Annotated in this window: 22 protein-coding genes and 2 pseudogenes; 8 read left to right on the forward strand and 16 right to left on the reverse strand. The window is 43.6% G+C overall.

The window, feature by feature from the left end; translation table 11 throughout:
• The first annotated feature begins 11 nt into the window (after window positions 1-11).
• A complete protein-coding gene (locus GXP75_RS04825; protein ID WP_242556235.1) occupies window positions 12-1439 on the forward strand; it encodes an amino acid permease in 1428 nt (475 codons plus the stop codon).
• Between the two features lie 54 nt (window positions 1440-1493).
• On the opposite strand, the gene GXP75_RS04830 is transcribed toward GXP75_RS04825, so the two are convergent.
• A complete protein-coding gene (locus GXP75_RS04830) occupies window positions 1494-1922 on the reverse strand; it encodes a GNAT family N-acetyltransferase (protein WP_242556236.1) in 429 nt (142 codons plus the stop codon).
• Between the two features lie 139 nt (window positions 1923-2061).
• On the opposite strand from GXP75_RS04830, the pseudogene GXP75_RS04835 reads away from it, so the two are divergent.
• Window positions 2062-2626 (forward strand): annotated as a pseudogene (locus tag GXP75_RS04835) (MocR-like pyridoxine biosynthesis transcription factor PdxR); the annotation flags it as partial.
• Here the strand turns inward: GXP75_RS04835 and GXP75_RS04840 are convergent.
• The 4 genes from GXP75_RS04840 to citA form a co-directional block, all read right to left on the reverse strand.
• The gene (locus tag GXP75_RS04840; protein ID WP_242556237.1) at window positions 2615-3964 is read right to left on the reverse strand and encodes a sodium-dependent transporter; all 1350 of its coding nucleotides are present in this window, start codon (window positions 3962-3964) and stop codon (window positions 2615-2617) included. The pseudogene GXP75_RS04835 and the gene GXP75_RS04840 sit on opposite strands and share 12 nt — an antisense overlap.
• Window positions 3965-4090: 126 nt before the next feature.
• Complete coding sequence (gene bcaP / locus GXP75_RS04845; RefSeq protein WP_061670418.1) at window positions 4091-5494, reverse strand: branched-chain amino acid transporter BcaP; 1404 nt, start codon at window positions 5492-5494, stop codon at window positions 4091-4093.
• Window positions 5495-5747: 253 nt separating this feature from the next.
• Window positions 5748-6617, reverse strand: a complete 870-nt coding sequence (locus GXP75_RS04850) for an SDR family oxidoreductase (RefSeq protein WP_242556238.1) — start codon at window positions 6615-6617, stop codon at window positions 5748-5750.
• Window positions 6618-6699: 82 nt separating this feature from the next.
• Window positions 6700-7788 (reverse strand): citrate synthase/methylcitrate synthase, encoded by a 1089-nt coding sequence (gene citA / locus GXP75_RS04855; RefSeq protein WP_242556239.1) that lies wholly within the window; start codon window positions 7786-7788, stop codon window positions 6700-6702.
• 109 nt (window positions 7789-7897) lie between these two features.
• On the opposite strand from citA, the gene GXP75_RS04860 reads away from it, so the two are divergent.
• Complete coding sequence (locus GXP75_RS04860; RefSeq protein WP_061572463.1) at window positions 7898-8770, forward strand: transcriptional regulator CitR; 873 nt, start codon at window positions 7898-7900, stop codon at window positions 8768-8770.
• 75 nt (window positions 8771-8845) lie between these two features.
• On the opposite strand, the gene GXP75_RS04865 is transcribed toward GXP75_RS04860, so the two are convergent.
• A complete protein-coding gene (locus tag GXP75_RS04865) occupies window positions 8846-9673 on the reverse strand; it encodes a C40 family peptidase (RefSeq protein ID WP_061572462.1) in 828 nt (275 codons plus the stop codon).
• Window positions 9674-10268: 595 nt separating this feature from the next.
• Between GXP75_RS04865 and GXP75_RS04870 the strand changes: the two genes are divergently transcribed.
• Entirely contained in the window at window positions 10269-11645 is a 1377-nt protein-coding gene (locus GXP75_RS04870) for an alkaline phosphatase PhoA (protein WP_277990659.1), read from the forward strand.
• A 40-nt stretch (window positions 11646-11685) separates the two neighbouring features.
• Here the strand turns inward: GXP75_RS04870 and GXP75_RS04875 are convergent, their stop codons facing one another.
• Window positions 11686-13092, reverse strand: coding sequence for a SpoVR family protein (locus GXP75_RS04875; protein WP_061572460.1), 1407 nt, complete (start codon window positions 13090-13092; stop codon window positions 11686-11688).
• A 242-nt stretch (window positions 13093-13334) separates the two neighbouring features.
• On the opposite strand from GXP75_RS04875, the pseudogene GXP75_RS04880 reads away from it, so the two are divergent.
• The 3 genes and pseudogenes from GXP75_RS04880 to lytF all read left to right on the forward strand — a co-directional run.
• Window positions 13335-13821: pseudogene (locus GXP75_RS04880) on the forward strand (mechanosensitive ion channel family protein); the annotation flags it as partial.
• Between the two features lie 541 nt (window positions 13822-14362).
• Window positions 14363-14794: a nitric oxide-sensing transcriptional repressor NsrR gene (gene nsrR / locus GXP75_RS04885; RefSeq protein WP_003327822.1), complete on the forward strand. Its 432-nt coding sequence runs from the start codon at window positions 14363-14365 to the stop codon at window positions 14792-14794.
• A 216-nt stretch (window positions 14795-15010) separates the two neighbouring features.
• Window positions 15011-16420, forward strand: coding sequence for a peptidoglycan endopeptidase LytF (lytF, locus tag GXP75_RS04890; RefSeq protein ID WP_242556240.1), 1410 nt, complete (start codon window positions 15011-15013; stop codon window positions 16418-16420).
• Window positions 16421-16467: 47 nt separating this feature from the next.
• Here lytF and GXP75_RS04895 read toward each other — a convergent pair whose 3' ends face one another.
• Window positions 16468-16791, reverse strand: a complete 324-nt coding sequence (locus tag GXP75_RS04895; RefSeq protein ID WP_214918374.1) for a YqzG/YhdC family protein — start codon at window positions 16789-16791, stop codon at window positions 16468-16470.
• 207 nt (window positions 16792-16998) lie between these two features.
• Between GXP75_RS04895 and GXP75_RS04900 the strand changes: the two genes are divergently transcribed.
• The gene (locus GXP75_RS04900; protein ID WP_003327825.1) at window positions 16999-17241 is read left to right on the forward strand and encodes a YhdB family protein; all 243 of its coding nucleotides are present in this window, start codon (window positions 16999-17001) and stop codon (window positions 17239-17241) included.
• Between the two features lie 15 nt (window positions 17242-17256).
• On the opposite strand, the gene GXP75_RS04905 is transcribed toward GXP75_RS04900, so the two are convergent.
• The 8 genes from GXP75_RS04905 to GXP75_RS04940 all read right to left on the reverse strand — a co-directional run bounded on the left by GXP75_RS04905 (window position 17257) and on the right by GXP75_RS04940 (window position 26513).
• Window positions 17257-17781 (reverse strand): NADPH-dependent FMN reductase, encoded by a 525-nt coding sequence (locus tag GXP75_RS04905; protein WP_088116817.1) that lies wholly within the window; start codon window positions 17779-17781, stop codon window positions 17257-17259.
• A complete protein-coding gene (locus GXP75_RS04910; protein WP_242556241.1) occupies window positions 17778-18425 on the reverse strand; it encodes a response regulator in 648 nt (215 codons plus the stop codon). Before GXP75_RS04910 ends, GXP75_RS04905 begins: the two co-directional genes overlap by 4 nt.
• A complete protein-coding gene (locus tag GXP75_RS04915) occupies window positions 18425-19567 on the reverse strand; it encodes a GAF domain-containing sensor histidine kinase (RefSeq protein ID WP_242556242.1) in 1143 nt (380 codons plus the stop codon). The genes GXP75_RS04910 and GXP75_RS04915 overlap by 1 nt, the downstream gene beginning before the upstream one ends.
• 141 nt (window positions 19568-19708) lie before the next feature.
• Window positions 19709-21457, reverse strand: coding sequence for a phospho-sugar mutase (locus GXP75_RS04920; protein WP_242556243.1), 1749 nt, complete (start codon window positions 21455-21457; stop codon window positions 19709-19711).
• A 166-nt stretch (window positions 21458-21623) separates the two neighbouring features.
• Window positions 21624-23288: a glycerol-3-phosphate dehydrogenase gene (glpD, locus tag GXP75_RS04925; RefSeq protein ID WP_214918382.1), complete on the reverse strand. Its 1665-nt coding sequence runs from the start codon at window positions 23286-23288 to the stop codon at window positions 21624-21626.
• A gap of 142 nt (window positions 23289-23430) precedes the next feature.
• Complete coding sequence (glpK, locus tag GXP75_RS04930) at window positions 23431-24921, reverse strand: glycerol kinase GlpK (RefSeq protein ID WP_061572450.1); 1491 nt, start codon at window positions 24919-24921, stop codon at window positions 23431-23433.
• Window positions 24922-24937: 16 nt separating this feature from the next.
• Complete coding sequence (locus GXP75_RS04935; protein ID WP_214918384.1) at window positions 24938-25762, reverse strand: MIP/aquaporin family protein; 825 nt, start codon at window positions 25760-25762, stop codon at window positions 24938-24940.
• A 175-nt stretch (window positions 25763-25937) separates the two neighbouring features.
• Window positions 25938-26513: a glycerol-3-phosphate responsive antiterminator gene (locus GXP75_RS04940; RefSeq protein WP_003327834.1), complete on the reverse strand. Its 576-nt coding sequence runs from the start codon at window positions 26511-26513 to the stop codon at window positions 25938-25940.
• Between the last annotated feature and the right edge of the window lie 27 nt (window positions 26514-26540).

A 26540-nucleotide genomic window follows, 5' to 3' on the forward strand; every position in this document is an offset into this window, starting at 1 on the left:
GAGGAATCTGTATGGCTGAAAATCATAATAAAAATGAATTACAGCGCAGCATGAAAGGCCGGCATCTTTTTATGATTGCGTTAGGCGGTGTTATTGGCACCGGGTTATTTTTAGGGTCGGGATTTACCATCAGCCAGGCTGGACCCGCCGGCGCGATTCTTGCTTATATCTTGGGCGGTTTTTTAATGTATCTGGTGATGCTGTGTCTTGGAGAACTGGCAGTTGCGATGCCCATAGCAGGTTCCTTTCAGGCCTATGCCACAAAATTCTTGGGCCCGGCAACCGGGTTTATGATCGGCTGGCTTTATTGGTTCAGCTGGTCTAATACAGTGGGATTGGAGTTTACATCTGCCGGGATTTTAATGCAAAGATGGTTTCCGTCTGTTCCGGTTTGGGTGTGGTGCCTGGTTTTCGGGGTGATTATCTTTTCGATTAATGCCTTATCCGTCCGAAGTTTTGCTGAAATGGAGTTCTGGTTTTCAAGCATTAAAGTAACCGCCATTGTTTTATTTATTATTATTGGAGGAGCTGCGGTATTTGGCTTTATTGATTTCCAAGGAGATCAGCAAGCGCCATTTTTATCTCATTTTTCAACAGATAATGGCCTGTTTCCCAATGGCGTACTGGCGGTTATGTTTACATTAGTGATGGTTAACTTTTCTTTTCAGGGAACAGAGCTTGTCGGGATTGCGGCGGGTGAAAGCGAAAGCCCGGAGAAAACACTCCCCCGCTCCATTCGGAATGTCATCTGGAGAACATTGTTTTTCTTTGTACTGGCTATGTTTGTATTAGTTGCCATTCTTCCTTATGAAACAGCCGGTGTTATCGAAAGCCCGTTTGTGGCGGTATTAGACCGAATTGGTATCCCTTATGCGGGAGATATCATGAACTTTGTCATTTTAACAGCAATCTTATCAGTAGCAAATTCCGGTTTATACGCGGCGTCGAGAATGATGTGGTCGCTGTCCAAAAGCAAAATGGGGCCTGCCTTCTTAACAAAGCTGTCCAAAAAAGGAGTGCCGCTATACGCTTTGATGGTGACGATTGCGATTTCAGGCTGCTCATTAATTACAAGTATCGTTGCGGCTGAAACAGTCTATTTATGGTTCATTTCTATTTCAGGAATGATTACAGTTGTGGCGTGGATGTCTATTTGTGCCTCGCAATTTTTCTTTCGCAGACGTTTTCTTGCTGAAGGCGGAGATGTCAGAGACCTAAAATTTAAAACACCATTCTATCCGGTTGTTCCGATTCTCGGCTTTGGGTTATACGGGCTTATTTTAGTCAGTCTCATTTTTATCCCTGATCAGCGAATCGGTTTATATTGCGGCGTGCCATTTATTATTTTCTGCTATGTGTACTATCATTTCCGTATCAAAAAACGGCTTGAACATCAAGATCAGGTTGCGGTAGACAAGCAAGCAGATCAGGCGCGATAGAGTAAAAGAAATACACAAAAGCCAGATCATTTTTCATGCTCTGGCTTTTATGTGTTACAGTGATTTCCTGAACAAGTAACTTTCTATAGTAAACCCTGCTTTTTCTTGATAAAATCGGTGCGCGTCAACCCGCTGAATGCCTGAAGATAGGCTGATCGTGTCAAAGCCCGCCTCCTTCGCCCACTTGCACACATGTTCAAGAAGCTGTTTGCCATACCCTTTTGATCGGTTGTGTTCACTTGTGACAAGATCCGCCACCCACACATATTCTCCTTTATGAAGAGATACCCGCGGCAGCGCTCCGCATAGCGCAGTGATTGCGCCATGATCATATAAGGCAAACAGTGTGTATGATTCTTGTTTGATACAACGTTCAATCCTTTCTAAAAAGGTCGGCTCATCAATATGGGTCCTCAGCTCATGCATCACCGGAAAAGCCACTTTCCACTCTTCTTTTTTTGTCAGCCTTTTTATTTCTATCATTTTTTCATCCCCTCTCTTTCGTTACAATGATCATAATCAGATCCTGGCTTTCTTTAAATAACCACTTCACAAAAAAATGACCAGTCCAGTTGAGGAGGAGCTTTCAAAATGGATATGACACATTTTTCAAAACGGCGGAAGGCTTTATCCGCAGCTCATGTACCCGACACCCTCCCATTCAGTTTCCGCTCGGCGCTATTATGACGATCACCAGAAGGCCGGAGCTGTTAACATAGGTTAAAGAGGCTCAATCTTATATTGTTGAGGTGATTATGACGGGGAGTTCCGTTATAGAGGACACCCAATCCCCTCTTTACAAGGTGGACGGGTGATTTATTTGGGCACTTTTTCAAAATCACTTCTTGCCTCCCTGCGGATCAGATACCTATCTCTTATGGAGGTAGCAAAAAAAGCGCGGCATTATGTAAGCAAACAGTTCCAGCACACAGCCAATGGACTCTTGCGGATTTTTTAGAAAGCGGCGAATGGCAAAAACATATGAAACAGAATGAGAGCCTTGTACCGCAAAAAACACGCTGTCTTGATTGAAGCGGACCGCACAGAATTAGGAGACAGCGCAGAGATTCTCGATAAAAATTCGGTTCTGCACATTTTTACTGCGCACCCTTTTCAAAGCAAGTGAAGAAGAGTTGAATAAAAAAAACAGGCCCGCTGCCCGGCCTGTGTTTCCACTAAAAAATTCCGATTAAATTTAAAAAGACGATTATAATGGCAAGCGGCACGACGAAACGAATCAGATAATACCAAACATAAAAGAAGCCTTTGCCGACATTTGAACCGTTTCTCATTTCAGCAAACAGCTCTTCTTTTGGGATTTTCAGCGGGATAAAAATAGACAGCAGCAGAGCGCCTAATGGCATCAGGATATTGCTGACGGTGAAATCAACCACGTCAAAAAACGTTTTATCAAATATTTGCACACCGCCCAGAACACCAAATGATAAGCACGACGGGATTCCGAATAAGAAAATCAGTAATCCGCTCGTCCAGGACAATTTTTTTCTCTTTGATTCATCACCCTTGCCGATTGTCGCCACTATAATCTCAACCATCGAAAAAGCGGAAGTCAAAGCAGCGAATAAAAACGCCACAAGAAAACCAATGAAAAACAGCGTTCCAAAAGGCAGCTGGTCAAACACCGCCGGAAGCACCGTAAACAACAAAGTCGGTCCTTCGTCCGGCTGCATGCCGAATGAAAAAACAGCCGGAAAAATAGCTAAGCCCGCAAGCAATGTCACCACTATATTCATCAGAACAATTGAACCTGCAGAGCGGGGCAGATTTTGTGTTTTCGGCAAATAAGAGCTGTAGGTCACCATGACGGAGACCCCCAGTGTTAACGTAAAAAAGGCCTGTCCAAGCGCGAATAAAACAGACTCAGAAGTAAGGTCGCTAAAATGAGGCACAAGTAAAAACGAAATGCCCTCTATTGAGTTTTCAAGCGTCACAGAACGCAGAACGAGCAAAATAAACAGGATAAATAAAATCGGCATCATAATCGCGCTTACCCGTTCGATCCCCTTTTGCACACCTCTCGCCACGACCATCACGGTAAGCGCCATAAAGATAAGCTGTGCTAAAAGCGTCTGCACGGGATTATGGATAACGGATGCAAACAAAGAACCATACTGTGCCTGTGACAAACCTGATAACGAACCTAAAGCTGTCTTCAAGAGGTACAGTAAAATCCATCCGCCGATCACACTGTAAAACGATAAGACTAGGAAACAAGCCGCTACACCAACCCAGCCAGTGAGAAACCAAGCTGTGCGGGGCGCAGCTTTTTTGTATGCATCAATGGCATTCATCTGGCTCCGCCGCCCGAATATAAACTCGCCGATTAAAAGCGGGCAGCCCAGGAGAACCGTAAACATTACAAAGATAAGAAAAAAAGCGCCTCCCCCATTTGTTCCCGCTACGTAAGGGAATTTCCAAATCGCGCCCAATCCGATCGCCGAACCCGCGGCGGCCATGACGAAACCTAATTTTGAAGCCCATTGAACTGGTTTTTGCTCAGACAAAAAATCACCCTTCCTTTTCACCCCATATTATCTCTTATTTTTTTGCACTTTTTAAGTCTATTTTTATATTTTCTATTGTTCAGAAAACATAAAAAGAAGCGGCTGCATAGGCCGCTTCCCGGTTTATCAAAGTTTCTGATTCAATTTGGAATGCTTTCTCGAATAAAGGAAGTAGATCACCAGACCGATTAAGAGCCAGATAAAGAAACGGACGATGGTCACCCAACCTAGGTTAATAATTAAAAACAGGCAGAAAAGAATCGCCAAAATCGGAATAAACGGAACGCCTGGGCATCTAAATGCCCTCGGAAGATCTGGCTGTTTTTTTCTTAGGACGATGACAGCTACCGAAATCAGGACAAACGCTGACAGGGTACCGATATTCACCAGCTTCGCAAGCTCGTCTAACGGAACCAGCGCGCCGAGCAAAGCAGACAGTATGCCGAAAAACCAAGTCGCCACATAAGGTGTTTTATGCTTTGGATGGACCTTTGAAAGAGAACCTGGCACCAAGCCGTCGCGTGACATGGCAAACATCACCCTTGTCTGGCCGTAAAGCATAACAAGCATAACAGTCGTCATCCCCAATACCGCTCCGATATCAATAATGCCCGCCACCCAGTTTTGGCCGGACATCTGAAGAACGAGGGATACGGGATGGTCAACACCTTTAAATTGAGCGAATGGCACAACTCCCGTCATGATGGCAGAAACGACCACGTACAAGATCGTACAGGCTAATAAAGAAAAAATAATTCCCTTTGGCAGATCCTTCGCGGGATTCTTTGTTTCCTCCGCTGCGGAAGAGACAGCGTCAAATCCAATGAAAGAAAAGAAAACGAGCGCCGCAGCACTGAATACTCCGCCAAATCCCTCCGGCAAATACGGCTGCCAGTTATCTGGTTTAACGTAGACTGCCGCTACTGCAATGAATAAAAGCACGACAAGAATTTTTAAAATAACCATAATGTTATTGACTCTTTTTGACTCCCGGATTCCTAAGTACAACAAGAACGTAATAGCCAGCACAATCACAAAGGCAGGAAGATTAAATATCGTGACGGTGCCTTTTACAGCACCCGGAGCAGCCGTTAAAACAGTTGGAAGATCAATGCCGAGACCTGATAAAAACGATTGAAAATAACCGGACCATCCGACAGAAACCGCACTCACGGCCAGCATATATTCTAAAATTAAATCCCAGCCGATAATAAAGGCCATCAGTTCACCTAACGTCGCATAGGTAAATGTATATACAGAACCTGATACAGGAACAGATGAAGCAAATTCGGCATATGACAGGGCCGCGAATAAGCAGGCCAGCGCCGCGACAACAAATGAGATCGTAAGACCGGGACCCGCGGTGACGGCGCCTGTTCCTGTTAATACAAAGATTCCCGTGCCGATAATCGCTCCAATGCCAAGCAATGTTAAATCAAATGCCCCAAGTTCTCTTTTTAAAGACTTTTCACCGCCTGTGGCAGCTATCAAATCTTGAATGCTTTTCTTTCTAAATACGCTTCCCTTCATCCCCATCAACTCCTATAAAATTATTCTTTATAATTTGAATCTTCTGACAATAGAGGCGATATTGAGCTATCTCCTTATTTTCTACTATATTTGTTCGTTTGAACAGTAATTCCTTTCTCCTACTCAATACTATATATAAAAATTCTAAAAAAGAAAACAGAATTTTTTAAATATTATTCAAAATATTTATTTTAAAATTCCCCAACAAAAACCAGCTTTCTAAGAAAGCTGGTTTCACTGGTTTTCTACCTATTTAAGTTGAGATAAAGCGGCCTCCATTAATATGAATCGTCTGCCCTGTCATATAAGAGGATTCATCCGAAGCCAACAGTACATAAGTACCTGCATGCTCTGCCGGCTGGCCTGGTCTTTCCATCAGCGTATCCAAGCCATGGTTTTTCACCTTTTCTTCTGAAAATGTTGCCGGAATAAGCGGTGTCCAGATCGGCCCCGGAGCCACCGCATTCACCCTGATTCCTTTTTCAGCAAGAGACAGTGCCATGGAGCGGGTGAAAGAAACAATCGCTCCTTTTGTACAAGAATAATCAATCAGTGATGTATCACCCTGATAAGCGGTGATAGAGGTTGTATTGATGATTGCGCTTCCCTTCCCCATGTGAGGCAGAGCCGCTTTGGTCATATGAAACATGGAAAAAATGTTCGTGCGAAACGTTTGTTCAAGCTGTTCAGTCGAAATATCGAGAATATCGTTCTGCGGGTGCTGTTCAGCGGCATTATTCACCAAGATATCCAAACCCCCGAAGTGCTCCACTGTCTGCTCCACCGCTTTTTTACAATGCTCTTCATCTCCCACATCGCCCGGGATTAAAAGGCAATCTGCACCCGTCTGCTCAATCCGCTGCTTCGTTTCTTCAGCGTCAGCATGCTCTTCCAGATACAAAATGGCAATGTTGGCGCCTTCCTTTGCATACGCGATCGCTGCAGCTTTGCCGATTCCGCTGTCTCCCCCGGTAATAATAGCGATCTTTCCTTTGAGTTTTCCGCTCCCTTTATAATCCGGATCTTCCGTTAAAGGCAAAGGCTCCATTTTTGACTCAATGCCAGGCTGCCTGTCCTGGTGCTGCGGCTTTTGGCCTTCTGTTTGTCTGTCCATAGGGTTCATATTAAAATCACTCCTGCACATAATGATAGTAAACGTTACCACCTTATGGCCGGGATTAAACGGTATGAATGTGCTGCTTTTACTATACGGTGAGCGCTCCTGTATACTTTGCTGACGGACGGAAAATCATATTATTTTCCGACTGCTCAAGCACATGGGCGCACCAGCCTACCATACGGCTTGCCGAAAATGTCGGTGTAAACAATTCATCTTCGAAATGGATCGCTTTCATAACCGCCGCCGCATAAAACTCTACATTTGTATACAGCTTGCGGCCTGGCTTATATATTTCTAATAAGCGGATTGCTTCAGCCTCCACATGCAGCGCAAGGTCAAGATCACGGTCGTTGCCCGCGACTTCCTCTGCCTTTTGCCGCAGAGCCTCCGCCCGCGGATCTTTCGTTTTATACACTCTGTGGCCGAACCCCATCAGCCGCTCTCCCTTTTCAAGCTTCTCAGCCAAATAATTTTCCGCTTGTGATTTTTCCGCAATATCTTCCAGCATCTTTGTCACGGCAGAAGGCGCACCCCCGTGAAGCGGGCCTTTCATCGTCCCCAATGCCGATGTCACCGCAGATACTAAATCGGACTCTGTGGAAACAGTGACTCTTGCTGAAAAAGTAGACGCGTTCATGCCGTGTTCCATAGCGAGAATCATATAGGCTTCAAGCGCTTTCTTTTGAGATTCGGCGGGACGTTCGCCAGTCAGCATATAGTAGTAGTTTTCGACATGTCCATACTGAGAAGAAGGCGCTATCGCTTTTTCTCCCTGAACCCATCTTTTCCTGTACGCAATGATGGAAGGTGTAATGGCTATAAGGCGAATCGCTTCCTCTGTTTTCGGAGGATATGTATATGATGCTTCCCCCAATGCTGAAATGACTGTTCTCAGTACCGACATGTCGTCCATATTTTCAGGCAGTCTTTGAATGAGATATTGAATATGTTCGGGCAGCGCGCGTTCCGCGATCAGCTTTTCATTGAAATCAAGCAATTCGGCCGGCTGAGGAAGCGATCCAAAAAGGATGAGATAGGCTGCTTCTTCAAAGCTCGCATGAAGTGCGATTTCCTTTGCATCATGGCCTCTGTATATTAAGCGGCCTTTTTCTCCGTCTATATGGCTGATTGATGTTTCAACACATGTAATCCCTTTTAATCCGTGATATACCATTTCTATTCCCCCTCTTCTTCTTTCTGTTATTATAGTAAATATAATATTTAAAAAATAATGAATATTTTTAAGGAAATTAATTAAAATTATTAATCAGAGGAGATCATATATGGATTTTAAATGGCTACACACTTTTGTAACAGCTGCAAAATATGAAAACTTCAGAAAAACTGCCGAAACGCTTTTTTTATCCCAGCCTACCGTAACCGTACATATTAAACTCTTGGAAGAGGAAATAAGCTGCAAGCTGTTCCAAAGAAAAGGGAGGAAAATCCAGCTGACTGAGGAAGGCAAAGCCTACTTGCCTTATGCCTTGAGACTGCTCGATGATTATGAAAAAAGCATGTCAGAGCTTCACAGGGTCAGGCAGGGCTACTCACAAACATTAAATCTCGCAGTTTCACCGCTGATCGCCGATACGGTCCTGCCGGCTGTCATGAAGCGGTATACAATGATGAATACAGAAACGGAAATAACGGTGACAATCGCCGAATCAGCCGAAATTTCGCCATTGATTAAAGCAGGCGAAGCTGATATCGGGTTAAGCTGCTTAAAGGTGCAGTCTGCCTCCTTAACATGCCGCCCATTATATAAGGACCCGGTTGTGCTTGTGGCACCTCCTGATGCAGTTCAAGCTGCTTATACTTTCCAAGTGAAAGAACTGCTTAACCAATACTTATTGCTGACCCATAATCATCCCGATTATTGGGACGATTTGCTGCGCCAGATCAGAATCACATTTCCTTTCGTCAGAACCATGAAGGTGACACAAACACACATTACGAAACGTTTTATTAAAGAAGGGCTTGGAGTCTCGTTTCTTCCGTTATCAACGGTCAAGCGGGGATTAACTGCGGGGCGTATGATCGAGGTTCCGTGCGAATTCACAAAACTGCCTCATGCAGGGGCGTATGCGATTGCTCTTCATGAAAGCGAAAAAGAAAAAAAGTTTTTGGATTTCTTATCACATTTTCATTTTTAGCTGTAACCAATCATCATGTCACCCGTCTAATGTAATAATAAAAAACCCGTTCAATGAACGGGTTTCAAAAGGCAATTAGAAACGTTTTGCGCCAAGATAACGAGGTTTCCAATAGCTGTTGTTCAGATCGCTTGTCTGCACGCCATCAGATCCTGCATGGATGAACTTGTTGTTTCCGATATACACACCCATGTGAGAAGGGCCTGCTTGATATGTTGTAAAGAAAACAAAGTCGCCGACAGACGGGTTTGATACGCTCTTCATAGAACTCCAGTATCCCGCAGTGCTTGTTCTGCCCACATTTGTTTGTTTATTCAGCAAGTACCAGATAAATCCGCTGCAGTCAAAACCAGAAGTAGTTGTTCCGCCCCATTTATACGGAGTGCCAGTGAGCGCTTTTGCATCAGATACAAGCTTGCTTACATTAAGTGACGTTGATGACACGTTGCTGCCTGATGATGTAGACGGTTTTGATGCAGAAACATTTGACGAGCTTTGGTTTGAACTTGAGCCCTTTACTTTAAGAACCTGGCCGATGCGGATTAAATCTGTTTTTAGGCCGTTTAATTTTTTCAATTCGTTAATTGTCATGCTGTATTTTTTCGAAATTTTCCAAAGACTGTCACCGCTCACTACTTTATAAGTAGATGATGATGAAGAACTGCTGCTTGAGCTTGTTGAGGACGATTTTCCGTTAACGGATAACGTTTGTCCTATGTAAATGATATCTGATTTTAGTTTGTTTTCTGATTTAATGCTGTTGATAGATGTGCCGTATTTTTTGGACAATCCCCATAAAGTATCGCCTTTTTTCACTTTGACGCTTTGTGCAGACGCCGCTCCTGCAAACAAAGTTGACCCCAAAACTACTGCTGTTGTAGCTGTTATAATTTGCTTTTTCATGATTTCCTCCCTATATATACCTATCTCATTCATTGTCTTTTTTGATCATTTATCTGTTTTCTATTATAAGGATAGATTCCCAATAGAAATAGACTTGACTTCCTGTGACAAATTTCTTACTAATTCGTTTTTAAAAAAAGTTTTTAAGGGTACAAAATATTTCAATTTCATTTCAAAAGTGACAAAAACCGCAGCCGTTTGTCATGTTATTTTTCTTTCAATCTCTATATTTAGAAATATATCAAAAAGAAGGAAGAGATAAGGAGATCCGAAAACATCACATAACCTTTAAGTCAGTATGAGCAGTCCAAAAATTGTATCTTTTATGAAGAGAACTTCTCATTTGCCAGCATGTCAAATCTTCTGTATGGCATATTCTCAAGATCACTGTTTTCTCCAATAATTTTTCTCCTGTACTCACATCTTAATGAAAAAAACGAATGCTTTTTCCTGATATACGGAAAGATAAAAAAGTATCTCACCTTTACATTTCTAACAATGATTTACCTGCTTTTTATACAAACAACAGCCGTATTTAACAAAGTTTCGCTACCATAATACGTGCAGAACAATAATCAAAGGAGGTATTCGGACAATGAAATTTTTTCAAAATGTGAAGGCCAAGCTCCTGCCGCTTGCTGCTGTTTCAGTGCTGACAGCCGGAATTTTCGCCGGTATTGAGTTTCAGCAGGCAGAAAAAGCGGACGCCAAAAAACAAGACAAGAACGAAATCAGAAATGTCATTGTGATGATTGGAGACGGCATGGGAACGCCATACATAAACGCATACCGCTCTCTGAAGAATAACGGCAAGACCCCGAACGATATGAAGCTCACCGAATTTGATCCTAACCTCACCGGCATGATGATGACTTACCCTGATGATCCCGATTACAATATTACAGATTCGGCGGCGGCAGGCACTGCTCTCTCAACCGGCGTCAAAACGTATAACAACGCGATTGGCGTAAACAAAAACAAAAAAAGAGTTAAATCCGTGCTTGAGGAAGCAAAAGAGCAAGGAAAATCGACCGGACTTGTCTCAACCTCTGAAATCAATCACGCCACCCCAGCAGCATACGGCGCACATAATGAATCAAGAAAAAATATGAATCAAATCGCAAATAGCTATTTCGATGATAAAATTAACGGAAAACAAAAAATTGACGTCTTGCTTGGCGGCGGAAAAACATATTTCAACCGTAAAGACAGAAATTTAACGGAAGAATTTAAGAAAACAGGCTATAGTTATGTAACGACAAAGCGTGAATTAAAAAAAGATAAAAACAAACAGATCCTTGGATTATTCGCCGATGGAGGGCTTGCGAAAGCCTTAGACCGTGACAGCCAGACTCCGTCGCTTGAAGACATGACAAGTTCGGCTATTGACCGTCTTAATCAAAACAAAAAAGGATTTTTCTTAATGGTGGAAGGCAGCCAAATCGACTGGGCCGCACATGATAATGATGTTGTCGGAGCAATGAGTGAAGTGAAGGATTTTGAAAAAGCTTATAAAGCTGCGATTCAGTTCGCAAAAAAAGATAAGCACACCCTTGTCATCGCAACTGCTGACCATACGACCGGAGGTTTTACAATCGGCGCAAACGGCGAAAAGAATTGGCACGCCAAACCGATTTTAGCGGCGAAGCGGACTCCTGAATTTATGGCGAAGAAGATAGCCGAGGGAAAACCTGCTAAGGATGTGCTTGCCCGCTATACTGATCTTACATTTACCGCCGAGGAAATAAAAACTGTCGAAGCAGCCGCTCAAGCTGATCAGAACAAAGGCGCCTACAAAGCGATCATCAAGCTTTTCAACACCCGTTCTAACAGCGGCTGGACAAGTACTGACCACACCGGTGAAGAGGTTCCCGTCTATGCGTACGGACCAGGGAAAGAAAAATTCGCCGGGCTGATCAACAACACGGACCAGGCGAAAAAGATTTTTAAGATCTTAAAAACGGGAAAATAACATAAAAAAAGGATGCAGGCTGCCTGCATCCTTTTTTACTTTATAAATACCGCCGATGCACCCCTTTTCCGTCATAAGAGAACATCACCGGCTTATCCTCAAGAATCGATTCAATGTGAACGCTTCTGCCCCACAGCTGATACAAGTAGGGAAGGACCTTCTCCAAGTATTTCAAATCCAATTCGATTCCTTCGTACCAATGCTTAATATAAAGCTCATTGTTTTTCAAGTAATCTCCGTCATTGACGGTTAAATATGGAAACCCTCCGTTAACCCGCATGCTGACAAGCTGATCACGGACAGACTGCCATTCCTTATCAACAATTTTGTAATCTCTTCCCTGCTTTTGGAATAAGTACAGGTCCTCTCTCATGACTAAGTCCTTCGTTAAGTAATTGCGGATAAACGATATATCCGATTCAATTTCTCTGACTTCAAACATTTTTTCCCGGCCCGAATTCGGCTTCACTCCAATTTTTTTCATCTCTTCGGTTGGGTTATTATACTTTTCTTCTATATTTTCAAAGATTTTCAGCCCTAAATAATATGGGTTAATACCCGTTTTGGACGGCTGCACAACGCCGGCGTTCAGCTTTGCGAATTCAATGGACTCATCAGAGGTTAAATCAAGCTCGCGGATAATTCTTTGGTGCCAATAGGAAGCCCAGCCTTCATTCATAATTTTTGTTTCAAGCTGCGGCCAAAAGTAGAGCATTTCCTCCCTCATCATTGTCAAAATATCACGCTGCCACGGTTCAAGCTCACGTGAATGTTCTTCAATAAAGAGCAGGATGTCCTTTTCAGGCTGGGGAGGAAAATGCTTTTTCACTCTTCTTTTCTCTTGTGTTTTCTTTTTTTCATCCAATCCCCATAGATCATCGTACGGGGTGGCTGCCGCGCCCTCCTCTTCTTCCTCATCATCCATACTCCACAACAACTTCGGGCGCACAAGTGACGGATCTATATGCTCCTGAATCGCGAGAATAGCATCTAGAAAGGATTCTACTTCCTTTGTTCCGTGTACCCGTTCATAATATTTGATACGCTCAGCCGTTGCCGCCATGCTCTCAACCATGTCCCGCTTCGTATTTTGAAAACGGCAATTGTTTTTGAAAAAATCACAATGGGCTAACACATGAGCGACAATCAATTTATTTTGGATCAGCGCATTACTGTCCAGTAAAAAGGCGTAACATGGATCTGAATTGACGACCAGTTCATAAATTTTGCTTAATCCAAGGTCATAATGCAGCTTCATTTTGTGAAACTGCTTGCCGAAGCTCCAGTGGCTGAATCTTGTAGGCATGCCGTACGCTCCAAATGTATAAATAATTTCCGCTGGACAAATTTCATATCTCATCGGGTAGAAATCAAGGCCGAATCCCTTTGCAATTTCGGTAATTTCCTCAATTGCCCGCTGCAAATCCTTCTTTTCCTCCACGTTCAACCGAATCCCCCCTACTTGGACTTATCTATAATGTATGAGCCACCCTGTCAAAAGATGAAATGTGAAAAAGAACTTTCTTTAGGGACTATCAAGAACTGGAAGGATAAATAAAGAAACACACTCAAGTGGTTTGCTAAATATCCGAGTGGTTAAACACGCATATAATTTTTTCAAAAAGGAGCGATACCCATTGAATGTTGCAGACATGCTTAGTTCTTCTCTCAGTAAATTACCAAACTCAGAAACCGGCGAAATTATCGCTCGCGCAAATCGTCGGCATGATTGCTCAAATTGTTGTCATTCTGCTGTTTACAGCCGAGGCGCTGCAAATTGTTCAGCTTCACTTCCTCGTGGTGATCGCAACAGGAATCATTGCCTATTTGCCGAATGTATTTGTCGCTGTCTTTATTCTCGCACTCGGCCTTTATGCCGGACAGCTTGTCAGCAAACTGCTGGCCAGTGTGATCAAAGGGCAGGAATTCAAATCATTGGCAGCGATCACGAAGTATACCATTATCGCCTTGTCATTCTTTATGGCTCTTGACCAGCTCGGAGTAGCAGATACAATTGTCAATTCAGCATTTATTATTGTGCTGGGCGGGTTTGCCCTCGCATTCGGCTTATCGTTCTGGACTTGGCGGTAAAGACTTCGCTGCTAACTATTTAGCAAAGATCGACCGCAAAATTCAAAACACCGAAATCAGTAAACAAAAGCGGCCGAAGCAGTAACTGAAGACCCCCCTAACCGCCCTAGTATGTTTTCAAAATAACAAATGATACAGCCCAAGAAAATGCACCAAATGCTATGAGGAACATAAGTATTATTTCAAAAATGGTTAGCTTTCTTTCTCTGTTAGTTTTCTTTAGCTTCCTGTAAAAAATAAAAGCACAAAATAAAAGCACCAAATGGCTTAACTCTGACAGATTCTCTAAGAATGCTATGATAAAAATCAACTCCAATAGACCTTGTATGGTCTGTTTTTAAATATAATTTTTGCTTCTTCAGCCCGCACCCCGAAGGTAATTTTACCCTTCTTTACATTTTATCACCTAACAGTTCTTTTATTTATTACGTTCGATAACCTCCAACAAGCGTATTATGACGGTAATGGCCATCTTCGCGGACACCACCGGCCGCAGCCTCGCATCTCGGGGTGAGCTTATCGGCTCACTCTTTTTTTATGCCTGTTTTTTTGGCTTAATTCCTTTTTTTTCATTTTATAATAGATTATGATAAGATAGAAGAAATCTCTTATTTCGAGGTCATATTATGAAATTAACAAATTATACAGATTACTCTTTACGGGTCTTGATTTTCTTGGCCACCCAACATACAGAAGATCTTTGCAATATAAAACAAATCGCAGAAACGTATTCAATTTCAAAAAACCACCTGATGAAGGTCATTTATCAGCTCGGCCAGCTTGGTTATGTGGAAACCATCCGCGGCCGGGGCGGCGGCATACGTTTAGGTATGGCACCTGAAGACATCAACATCGGAGAGGTAGTCCGTAAAACGGAAGATGATTTTAATATTGTCGAATGCTTTGATTCGGGTAAGAATCTTTGTATTATTTCTCCGGTTTGCGGATTGAAGCATGTATTTAACGAAGCGCTTCTGGCATATCTCTCAGTGCTGGACAAGTACACACTGGGCGATTTAGTCAAAAACAAGCAGGACATCATGCGATTGTTAAAATGAGTGAAGGAACGCGTTTCCTTCTTTTTTTATGTATTTTTTTCAAACAAAACATAGGAAAATATAACCGATCTGTCAAAAAAGACGAAATGAAATGCTTATCCAGCCGATAATAAAAATAATGATTGTTTTTTTCCTTAAAATTATCTTAAAAATAAATAAGGCACATTGTTTTAAGAAAAAAGCAAAATACTTTTCATGGGGGAAAAGGAGATTCATATGAAAAAGAAATTAGCGGCAGGGTTAACAGCATCCGCGATCGTAGGCACAACCATTGCTGTAACACCGGCAGAGGCACAAACCATTAAGGTAAAAAGCGGTGATTCTTTATGGAAACTTGCTCAAAACTATAATACAACCATTGACAAAATTAAGTCTGCAAATCATCTGAAGAGCACGGTGCTGTCGATCGGACAAACACTCGACATTCCAAACGGAAAATCAAGCTCATCTACCTCTTCATCATCAGCCAAGAGCGGAAATTCTGTGTACACAGTCAAAAACGGCGATTCACTGTGGCTGATTGCAAGCGATTTTAAAATGTCTGTTCAGGAACTTAAAAAACTAAACGGGCTCAGCAGCGATCTCATTCGTGCAGGACAAAAATTAAAGGTTTCAGGAACCGTTTCCAATTCCAAATCAAGCTCAAACAAATCGTCCCAGAGCAACAAAAAAACGTTAGCTTCAGGCACTTATACGGTTCAGCTCGGAGATTCACTTTGGAAAATCGCAAACAAAGTCAATATGTCCATCGGCGAATTAAAGGTTTTGAACAATTTAAAATCAGATACCATTTATGTGAAGCAAGTATTAAAAATAAAAGGAACGGCTTCTGATAAAACAAGTTCCAACTCAAACAATTCATCAAAGACGAAGCCGTCATCATCAACTAAATACATAGTCAAAAGCGGCGACTCTCTCTGGAAAATCGCCAATCAGCACAATGTCTCTGTTCAGCAAATCAGAAACAGCAACAAATTAAAGTCAGATGTGCTGCAAGTCGGACAAGTATTGCAGCTATCAGGCACATCATCGAATTCTTCAACTTCACCGTCGAAGAATACCGGATCAGGGAAGACAACGGTTTATACTGTGAAAAGCGGCGACTCTCTATGGGTGATCGCGCAAAAGTACAATGTGACTGCCCAGCAGATCCGCGATAAAAACAATCTAAAAACAGATGTGCTGCAAGTCGGCCAGAAATTAACGATTTCAGGCACGGCTTCCACTCCTTCTACATCTTCGCCTTCAACAAGCACAGGCTCAAGAAGCACGAAGATTAACCAAATGATTGCGGCTGCCAAACAACAATTAGGAGTGCCTTACCGCTGGGGCGGCACAACGCCTTCAGGTTTTGATTGCAGCGGTTTTATCTATTATGCACTAAATAAAGTCACTTCTGTCTCCAGGTTAACAGCGGCCGGTTATTGGAATGTCATGAAACCGGTCAGCCAGCCGTCAGTCGGCGACTTTGTCTTTTTCACAACGTATGCCGCGGGCCCTTCCCATGTCGGCATTTATCTCGGAAATGGCGAATTTATTAATGCCAACGATTCAGGCGTCGTCATCTCAAAGATGAGCAATTCCTATTGGAAACAGCGCTACCTCGGAGCAAAACGTTATTTATAAACGGTTCAAACTGTATGGCCTTAGGGCTGTACAGTTTTTTCATTGCCTTACAGCCGAAAGACGTTGATGCTGATCATATGCTTTGTCACCGGATGAAAATAGACCTCTGCATGAGCAGAAAATGTTTCTTTATTCCGGCTGACCGTCACACGAAAGACGTCTTTTGTCTGTTCGTCATTAACCTCAGTTCGCCCCATATAAGCATAATCAGATAAAGAAGCGCCCTTATATTCATCCTGAATCTTGCTCCAGGCGAGCTGCTCCCACTTCTGCACTGACTCATTCGGATTTGTTGAGTGCCCTTTCGCAGCAATGGAAACGATCAAAAGGCCGCAAAAAAGAAGGGCAATGGTATACGGAAGTGATTTCATTTTCAAATTCTCCTGTGCCTAGATTTATGTCATGTCATAGGGTTTCCCAATTTCAATCCGGCATTCATGTAAAACGCATTGATTTTTATGTCTCCCTCATATTGCTACTCCGCTACTGACGCAAACGCCAACTTTTCCCCGGTCAATAAAATCATCCGCTGCATAAACTAAACACGAACTTCTCACAAGAAAGGAGAAGCGATTCAGTTGAATTATGCGGATTATGATAAAGCGTTATATTACACTCATCGTTCACAGTGGGATAACTTATTGATTTTAATGGTGCGCACAGAAGACGATTTATTGTCAAAACGTATTGAGCATTTTCTGCACGCGTACCACTTTGAACATGATTACGGTGTTCTTGAAAAGGAACTGTACTCTCTTCTCCGTTATATTGACCATGCCACAGAACTGACCTATCAAGATCAATTGGCACTTTTGACATAAAAAAATCCCGGCATATCAGATGCCGGGATTTCCTGCTTTTGCGAACATTTTCAGTTCTTCCATTAATTCTTTTATACTGACTTCCATCTCTTCTGTTACAGCGGCATTGTCATAATCAATGTGGACGGGATCAAGCACAAGCTGCTTCGGTATGACGTTGGCGTATACTCCGCGCATGACTGTTCGCATATTCGTCAAAGCATTAATACCGCCTTTTCCGCCTCCTGCCACTGCCAATAATGCCACAGGCTTATATTTAAATTGTTCATTGCTCAGGAAGTCTATCGCATTTTTTAATGCTCCGCTCATGCCGCTATGATATTCAGGCGATAATAAAACAACCGCGTCGGCCTCTTTTACACGCTGTTTAAGCTGCTGAACACGCTCCATTTCAAACTGCTCTGCTTCCCCATTAAAAATCGGCAATATGTATTCGCTTAAGTCAATCAACCCGGTGTTGTATAAAGCTGAGATATATGAAGCGGCAATTCTTGTTCTGCCCTGTTTTCTTGCGGTTCCGTTAATCACTAATATATTCAATTCGTCATCTCCCCATTCAAATGATGCTTGACTGCAAAAAGTGCCGCTTGTGTGCGGTCTGCAACATCAAGCTTAGCTAAAAGATTTGACACATGCGTTTTGACTGTTTTTTCTGAAATAAACAAGGAAGCGGCTATCTCTTTATTGCTTTTTCCGCTGGCAATCTCCATCAAAACATCTTTTTCCCGTCTTGTCAGCTGATAGTACTTTTCCTTCTCAGGTTCATGTTGTGTCCTCATATGTGTCAGCACATGGGGCATAATAGCACTTGAGAGCTTATATTCTCCCGAATGTACCTGCCGCAGTGTTTTCACCAATTCCTCAGGCTCTGTATCTTTCAGCTGATAAGCTTTTGCACCCGCCTGAAGGGCCGGAATCGCATGCTGCTGATCAGAATAACTCGTTAAGATAATAATACTGATGCCCGGAAAAAGCGCTGCCGCTTTCTTTGTCGCCTCGATTCCATCCATATCAGGCATGGATAAATCCATCAGCACAAGATCCGGTTTGGTTTGCGCTATCACGCGGAGAGCCTCAGTTCCGGTTGAGGCCTCACCGACAACATCAATATCCTTCTGGGTTGCAAAGAAAAATCGAAGCCCTTTTCGTACGACATGGTGATCATCCGCAATCACAATTCTCATTACATTGTCCTCCCCTTCTGTTCACTATGCGGGAGGCTGACAGAAATGACTGTGCCCGCTCCGAGCTCTGAGTGTATCGTAAACCGGCCGCCGCTGGTTTCAGCACGCTCCTTCATTCCTTTAATCCCCAAGGAAGGCAGCCCGTCATGCGCCTCCGCACAAAATCCGCTGCCATGGTCAATGACTTCAAGTTCAATCTGTTTACCGCGTGAAGCAATATTCACATATGCCGTATCCGTCCCGGCATGTTTTTTGCAATTGTTAAGCCCCTCCTGCACGATCCGCCACAGCATAAGCTCATGTTCGTCGGAGAGAGAGGACAGGCTCCCTGTCTGCTTGACATTAACGGTCAGCCCGATAAGCGTTCCGTAGCTTTTTATGGCTGAAGGCAATCCCTTTTCAAGTCCTTCGGGGCGGAGCTGCCAGATGAGTGACTTCATTTCTGCAAGGGCGTCTTGTGATAAGGTTTGGATAAAATCGATCATATCCTGAAGTGTCTTGTCTTTTGTTAATGATTTTGCCGCTTTTGCCGTTAAACTGACGGAAAACAGCATTTGGTTGACTGAATCGTGAAGATCCTGAGCAAGGCGGTTACGCTCCATTAAGAGAGCGTTTTTTTGTTCATATTCGGCCAGTTTCATTCGCTGTATCGCCGTTCCGATCTGAAAAGCAACAGCCTCAAGCAGGTGAAGCTCATCCTCGTCGAATAAGGTCTTTCCCGCCGCCGCAACGTTCAGCAGTCCGAAGCTTCGCCCGCCGCCTTCAAGCGGAACCGTCGCATGATGGGTGATGCCCTCTGTGTCAAAACAGTTTAATTGTTCCGCCAATTCAATCCGCTTGCAGTTCATTATATTGGCAGCCCTTGTAAGGCTCCCGTTCCTGAATTTATTCAGACAATAGCAATCACCTTCACACATCAGCACATTTTGTTTATGGCTTAAAGCCGGAGGCAAATATGCATCGGCTGCTAATGTATAGGAGCCGTCTGCGTCTATCAGGAATATCCATCCTGACTGAAGCCCCGTCAAGCTAAGCAATTCATTTAACACCTCATCAAGTGTGACCTTGACATCATGCCCTTGGTTCAAGGTTTCCGCAATGGTTTTTAACGTTCTTAATTTCTCCACCCTTGGTTTGCTCACTTCTCTCACTCCGGCTTTACTTCTAGTACTTGTTATTATACCAGTTATTAGCACATTTTTTCTTCTCTTATAGGATGAATTTTTTTCAGACTTTTGGCTGATTAAAAAAATCACCAGCCGGAAGCTGGTGATTTCTTTGGTTTATTTCGCTGATGTTTCTTGTACAATTCGGTCTACTGTCTTCATCACATCTTCTGAAAGTGCGGCAAGACGCTGGTCACTGTCTCCCATAGAAGTGCCTTTTACGGCAAAATAGAATTTAACCTTCGGCTCTGTTCCTGACGGGCGAAGGCAGAACCAAGATCCGTCTTCAAGGAAGTATTTCAATACATTTGATTTCGGAAGGTCGATGGCCTCTTCTTTATTTTCCCAAAGGATCATTCGTTTGCTGACCGCGTAATCTTCCGCTGTCACCACTCGTTTTCCGGCGATTTGCTGCGGCGGGTTGCTTCTGAACGAAGCCAGTATCGATTCGATCTGTTCAGCGCCCTGCTTCCCTTTCAGTGTTAATGATTGTAAGCCTTCACGGTAAAAACCGTATTCTTTAAAAATGTTGATCAAAGCCTCATATAGCGATGTTCCTTGTTTCTTATAGAATGCGCACACTTCAACCGCTAAAAGCGCGGCCTGAATCGCGTCTTTGTCTCTTGCAAAGTCTCCGATCAAATAGCCGTAGCTTTCTTCATATCCGAATTGGAATGTATATTGGCCGGATGTTTCGTATTCTTTGATTTTTTCACCGATAAATTTGAAGCCTGTCAAAGTATCGATAGTATCCAGACCGAATGAAGAAGCAACATCACGGCCGATCTCACTGGTGACAATCGTTTTGAGAACGACTCCGTTGTCAGGCAGGCTGCCCTGTTTTTTCTTTTCGGAAAGCAAATAATGAAGCAGCAGCGCACCTGTCTGGTTTCCTGTCAGCACTGTGTATTTGCCTTCATCGTTTTTAACGGCAATGCCAAGGCGGTCGGCGTCCGGATCTGTGGCGATTAAGATATCAGCGTTTTGCTCTTCCCCAAGCTTAATGGCGTATTCAAACGCCGCATGCTCTTCCGGGTTCGGGGATTTGACGGTTGAAAAGTTCGAATCAGGAAGCTCCTGTTCTGCGACAACCGTTACATTTTTGTATCCCAGTGCTTCAAGCCCGCGTCTGACCGGTTTATTCGCTGTTCCGTGCAGCGGCGTGAAAATGACGTTCACATCGACTTCGCGTGACAATTCAGGATGCACGGAAATAGAAGTGAGCTTTTCCGTGTAGACTTTATCAATGTCTTCACCGATGATTTTAATCAAGCCTTTTTCTTTTAATACTTTTTCGTCTTCTACTTTGATTGTCAGTTCGTTTTCAATGGCATTTACCTGCTCAATGACGATATCAGCCTCACGCGGCGGAAGCTGGCCTCCGTCGTCACCATATACTTTATAGCCATTGTATTCCGGCGGGTTGTGGCTGGCTGTGACAACAATCCCTGCATAAGCTTTCAGTTCTCTGACAGCGAAGGATAATTCAGGCGTCGGGCGAAGCTCATCAAACACGTATGTCTGAATTCCTTGAGTAGCAAGCGTTTTTGCTGCCTCCATGGCAAACTCCGGTGACTTGTGGCGTGAATCATATGCTATGGCTACGCCTCTTTTTTTCGCTTCCTCTCCCTGCTGCAATATGTAAGCGGCAAGTCCCGCTGATGCTTTGCGGACAGTGTATACATTCATTCGGTTCGTACCGGCTCCGATTTCTCCGCGCATGCCTCCGGTTCCGAATTCGAGGTTTTTATAGAAACAGTCTTCAAGCGCCTGCTCATTTCCCTCTAAATCAGCTAACAAAGTTTTTATTTCGGGATCTAATTCTTCTGTTTGTTTCCAACGCTCATAGCTCTTATTCCAGCTCATGTTCGTCCTCCTAATGATTATCTTATGTAGTTATTTTAATATGAAGCGGCTGTCTGTGTCACTTGATAACTGCGGAGGCTGATATATGTGGGATATATATCCATTTATTTCATCTTCTAAAAGGTAAAACAGGCTGTGCCACTAAGGCACAGCCCATCAAATTTTCTTACTGATCAAGCGGCACAACGGCATCGTGCAGCAGCTCATTCAGATGTTGTGTGTGTTTGTTTTTCGTCTGCTCATCCCAGTTGAAACGGTCGCTCATATACTCAATAACAGCTTGTTTATACGTTTCCACCCAATGAATGTCAAAGTACAATCTGCCCGTTCTGCGGACAAAAAAGTCTGCAGGCGTGGCTGCCATTTCTTCTTCAATGCTGTAGGCAGCTTCAGCCAAGATATGAACCGGCATCTGGCGTTTGGCAGCTTCTTCTTTCATCGGTTCGACTCTTTTGAAGACGTTCTCTACGTTAGAACCGTATCTGATGGCAAGCTGCTTAGCGTCCTTTTCAGACAAACCGATGGCGACGCCTTCTTTTGTTTTTGCATCAACGAAGGAAGCAAGATTTTTAGAGCCGCCGACATGTCCGCCTGAGATCGGCATTGTTTTCGTCTTACAAGAACCGAAGTCCTTTCCGCCTTCTTCTTTTAAGCGGTCGCTTACAAGATTGACAATGTGCTCAGCCATTTTTCTGTAGCCGGTCAGCTTTCCGCCGGCGATAGTGATTAAACCTGATTCTGATGTCCAAATCTCGTCCTTACGAGAAATTTCCGAAGGGTCTTTTCCTTCTTCGTGAATCAGCGGACGAAGCCCCGCCCAGCTTGATTCCACATCATTCTCTGTGATATTTAAATCCGGGAACATATATTGGATCGCTTTTATCACATAATCACGGTCCTCAGTCGTCATACGCGGATGCTCTAATGCTTCTTTATAAACAGTATCCGTCGTTCCTACATATGTTTTGCCTTCCCTTGGTATCGCAAACACCATACGGCCGTCCGGCGTATCGAAGTAAACCGCTTGTTTTAGCGGGAATACGGATTGGTCAAATACTAGGTGAATTCCCTTTGTATGCTGAAGATGCTTTCCTTTTTTGGAATGGTCCTTTTCTCTTAATTGGTCCACCCAAGGGCCCGTCGCATTGACGACTTTTTTTGCATACACTTTATATTCTTTATTGGTCAGTAAATCTTCAATTAATACGCCGACTACTTTTCCTTTTTCGTAGAGAAGCTCTTTAACTTTGGAATAGTTCATAGGCTCGGCGCCGAATTTAACGGCTTCTTTCATTACTTCAATGGTCAATCTCGCGTCATCTGTGCGGTATTCAACGTAATATCCGCCGCCTTTTAGACCGTCCTTTTTCACCAAAGGTTCTTTTTGCAGAGTTTCTTTAGAGGACAGCATGCTTCTTCGTTCCGCCTTTTTCACGCCTGCTAAAAAGTCGTACACTCTCAAGCCGATAGAAGTTGAGAATGATCCGAATGTGCCGCCTTTATGAAACGGAAGCAGCATCCATTCAGGTGTGGTGACATGCGGGCCGTTTTCATATACGATGGCCCGTTCTTTTCCTACTTCAGCGACCATTTTAACTTCGAATTGTTTTAGGTAACGCAGTCCTCCATGGACAAGCTTAGTCGATCTGCTTGATGTTCCCGCCGCGAAGTCCTGCATTTCGCTGAGCGCGACTTTCATTCCCCTTGAAGCGGCATCCAATGCGGTGCCCGCTCCTGTAATTCCTCCGCCTATAATAAACAAATCATATGTCTTTTTTGTCATTTCCGAAAGCATATTATCCCGTTCAAGACTTGAAAATTGTTGATTCATTTTTAAGTTCCTCCCAGTTGTCACGGTATATAGTAAAAGAGACCACAACAGCCAAAGTGTATGTCTGCACTTTGGTGTTGTGGTCTCTCCTCATCTCAGGACCGTTATTATTAACTTGATTTTATTATATCATACTCAATATTTATTTAAAAGCCATAGCTGCTTTTACAGCTTTTTGCCAGCCGCTGTAAAGCTCTTTACGCTGATCGGCTTTCATTTCCGGTTCAAACCGTTTATCCAGGCTCCATTGATCGGCGATTTCTGAACGGTCGTTCCAGAAGCCGACAGCAATCCCTGCCAAATAGGCAGCGCCAAGCGCAGTGGTTTCATTAATCTCCGGACGTTCGACAGGTACATTTAAAATATCTCCCTGGAACTGCATAAGGAAATTATTTTTAACAGCGCCGCCGTCTACCCGCAGCGTTTTTAATGAAATATTTGAATCGGCTTCCATTGCGTCAAGCACATCTTTCGCCTGATACGCCAGCGCTTCAAGTGTAGCGCGGATAAAATGTTCTTTTGTTGTTCCCCGCGTCAATCCGAATACGGAGCCGCGCACATCGCTGTCCCAATACGGCGTTCCCAAACCGACAAATGCCGGAACCACATAGACGCCGTCTGTTGAATCAACCCGCTCTGCATATGTTTCGCTGGACGCTGAATCCTGAAACATTCTTAATCCGTCTCTGAGCCATTGAATCGCAGAACCGGCAACAAAGATGCTGCCTTCCAGCGCGTATTCAACTTTTCCGTCGATGCCCCATGCAATTGTCGTTAACAAACCGTGCTCTGATTTAATTGCTTTTTCGCCGGTGTTCATAAGCATAAAGCAGCCGGTTCCGTACGTGTTTTTTCCCATGCCCTCTTCAAAGCAAGCCTGCCCGAATAATGCGGATTGCTGGTCGCCCGCAGCGCCGGCAATCGGAATTTTTTTCCCGAAGAAATGATAATCAATCGTCTCCGCATATACGTGAGAGGACGGCTTTACTTCAGGAAGCATTGATTTCGGCACGCCCAGAATCTCAAGCAGTTCATCATCCCATTTCAATTCGTATATGTTAAACATCAGCGTGCGGGAGGCATTAGAGAAATCGGTCACATGCGCTTTTCCGCCTGACATTTTCCAAATCAGCCACGAATCAATCGTTCCGAACAACAGCTCTCCGTTTTCAGCTTTTTCTCTTGCTCCGTCTACATTGTCTAAGATCCATTTTACCTTCGTACCGGAAAAATACGGATCAATCAGAAGTCCTGTTTTATCTCGGAATGTGTCGCTATAGCCTTTTTCACGAAGCTCCTCACAGATGCCGGATGTCTGTCTTGACTGCCAAACAATCGCATTGTAGATCGGCTTCCCGGTATCTTTATCCCATACAACGGTTGTTTCCCGCTGGTTTGTGATTCCGATGCCGGCGATTTGATCAGGGGTGATTCCAGATTCTGATAAAGCGGATGCAATAACGGATAAGACTGAACCCCAAATTTCATTTGCGTTATGCTCGACCCATCCCGGCTGCGGGAAATATTGTGTAAATTCCTTTTGGGCGGAATGCACGATCTCCCCTTTCTTATTAAAAAGAATGGCTCTTGAGCTCGTTGTGCCTTGATCTAGTGATAAAATATATGTCTCCATAAATAAGCTCCCCTTTTTAAATATATTTTGAATTTGAGAGTGTTTTAGCTGAGTGTTTTTTCGTATAAACATAGAGTCCTAACAATACCACAATTAAAATAACGCTTACACACCAGAAGCTGATTGTAATATGCCCTTTAAACGCTGCATTGTAGAACACGCCCCCGAAGGAACCGCCTAAAATCGGTCCGACAACCGGAACCCATGCATATTTCCAATTCGATGAACCTTTCCCCGGAATCGGCAGAAAAGCGTGAGCGATTCTGGGACCTAAATCACGCGCCGGATTAATCGCGTAGCCTGTTGTTCCTCCAAGAGAAATTCCGATGGCCACAATTAGAAAGCCGACAATCAGCGGATTCAGTCCTTGAGTAAATTCATTTGCACCGATCGCTAATATGCCGAGTACAAGGACAAATGTCCCAACAACTTCACTTAACACGTTAGCGAATATATGCGGGATACTCGGGCCTGTGGAAAAAACGCCAAGCTTTGCAGCCGGATCATCAGTTGCCTTCCAGTGAGGAAGGTAATGCAGAAATACAATAACCGCCCCGATAATGGCTCCGATCATTTGTGCGGCAATATACGCCGGAACCTGTTCCCAAGGAAAATCTCCTACAAACGCAAGACCTATAGTTAACGCCGGATTGAGATGAGCGCCGCTGATGCCTCCAACAGCATAAGCCGCCATTGCCACACCCAAGCCCCAGCCAAACACAATGACAATCCAGCCAGATTGATATGAAAGCGATTTTTTCAAATTGACTCCTGCACAAACACCTGCACCAAAAATGACAAGCAGCATCGTACCAATGACTTCTCCCCAAAATGCTGTCATAGAAATTCCTCCTAAAGTTACTATTCAACAGGTGTGACAGAGTCATAGAGATGAAAAAAACCACAACAAACGGCTTTACGGCCTGATTTCTGCCGTAAAGAGCTGTCGTGGGTCTCCGGATTCTCCATCACAATAAATTAACCTAGTACAATTGTAACAACCGGTGTAAGCGGTGTCAATCATTTTCTGTCAAGAAATTTTCATATTTTTTCCATAATTTGGTGTCTGATGTCGTCACTGCGGTGGCCCCTGCTTTCAACGCCTGTTCAACATCCTGTTCAGTACGAATAAAGCCGCCGGCAAAAATGGGAATTCCCGTCTTCTCTTTTATTTCCTTAATGAGTGACGGAACAATGCCCGGCAGCACTTCAATAAAATCCGGTTTGTGTTTGCCGACAAACTCCATACTTTTCTCCATGGCGCTTGTATCCAGCAAAAACAGCCGCTGTATTGCATAAATTTTCTTTTGCTTCGCTTTCACGATGACGTTTGATCTAGTTGAAATAATACCGGCCGGCTTCATTTCCTGGCAAATAAATTCAGCGCCGTATTCATCATGCTTAATGCCATGGATTAAATCAACATGGACCATCATTTTCTTCCCATGCTTTTGCGCTTCTTTTATAACGCCCTTTAATTGTCCGAGATGAATATCCAAAATCACCCCGTATGTAAATGAGCTGTTTAAAAATTCATCGAATTGCTTCATGTTTCGAATAGCCGGTAAAATAGGTTGATTGTGAAAACTCATATTTTGCTCCTTTTTTAAAAATAACTT

This window comes from Bacillus sp. HU-1818, from assembly GCF_022695965.1.
GTDB lineage: Bacteria > Bacillota > Bacilli > Bacillales > Bacillaceae > Bacillus > Bacillus atrophaeus.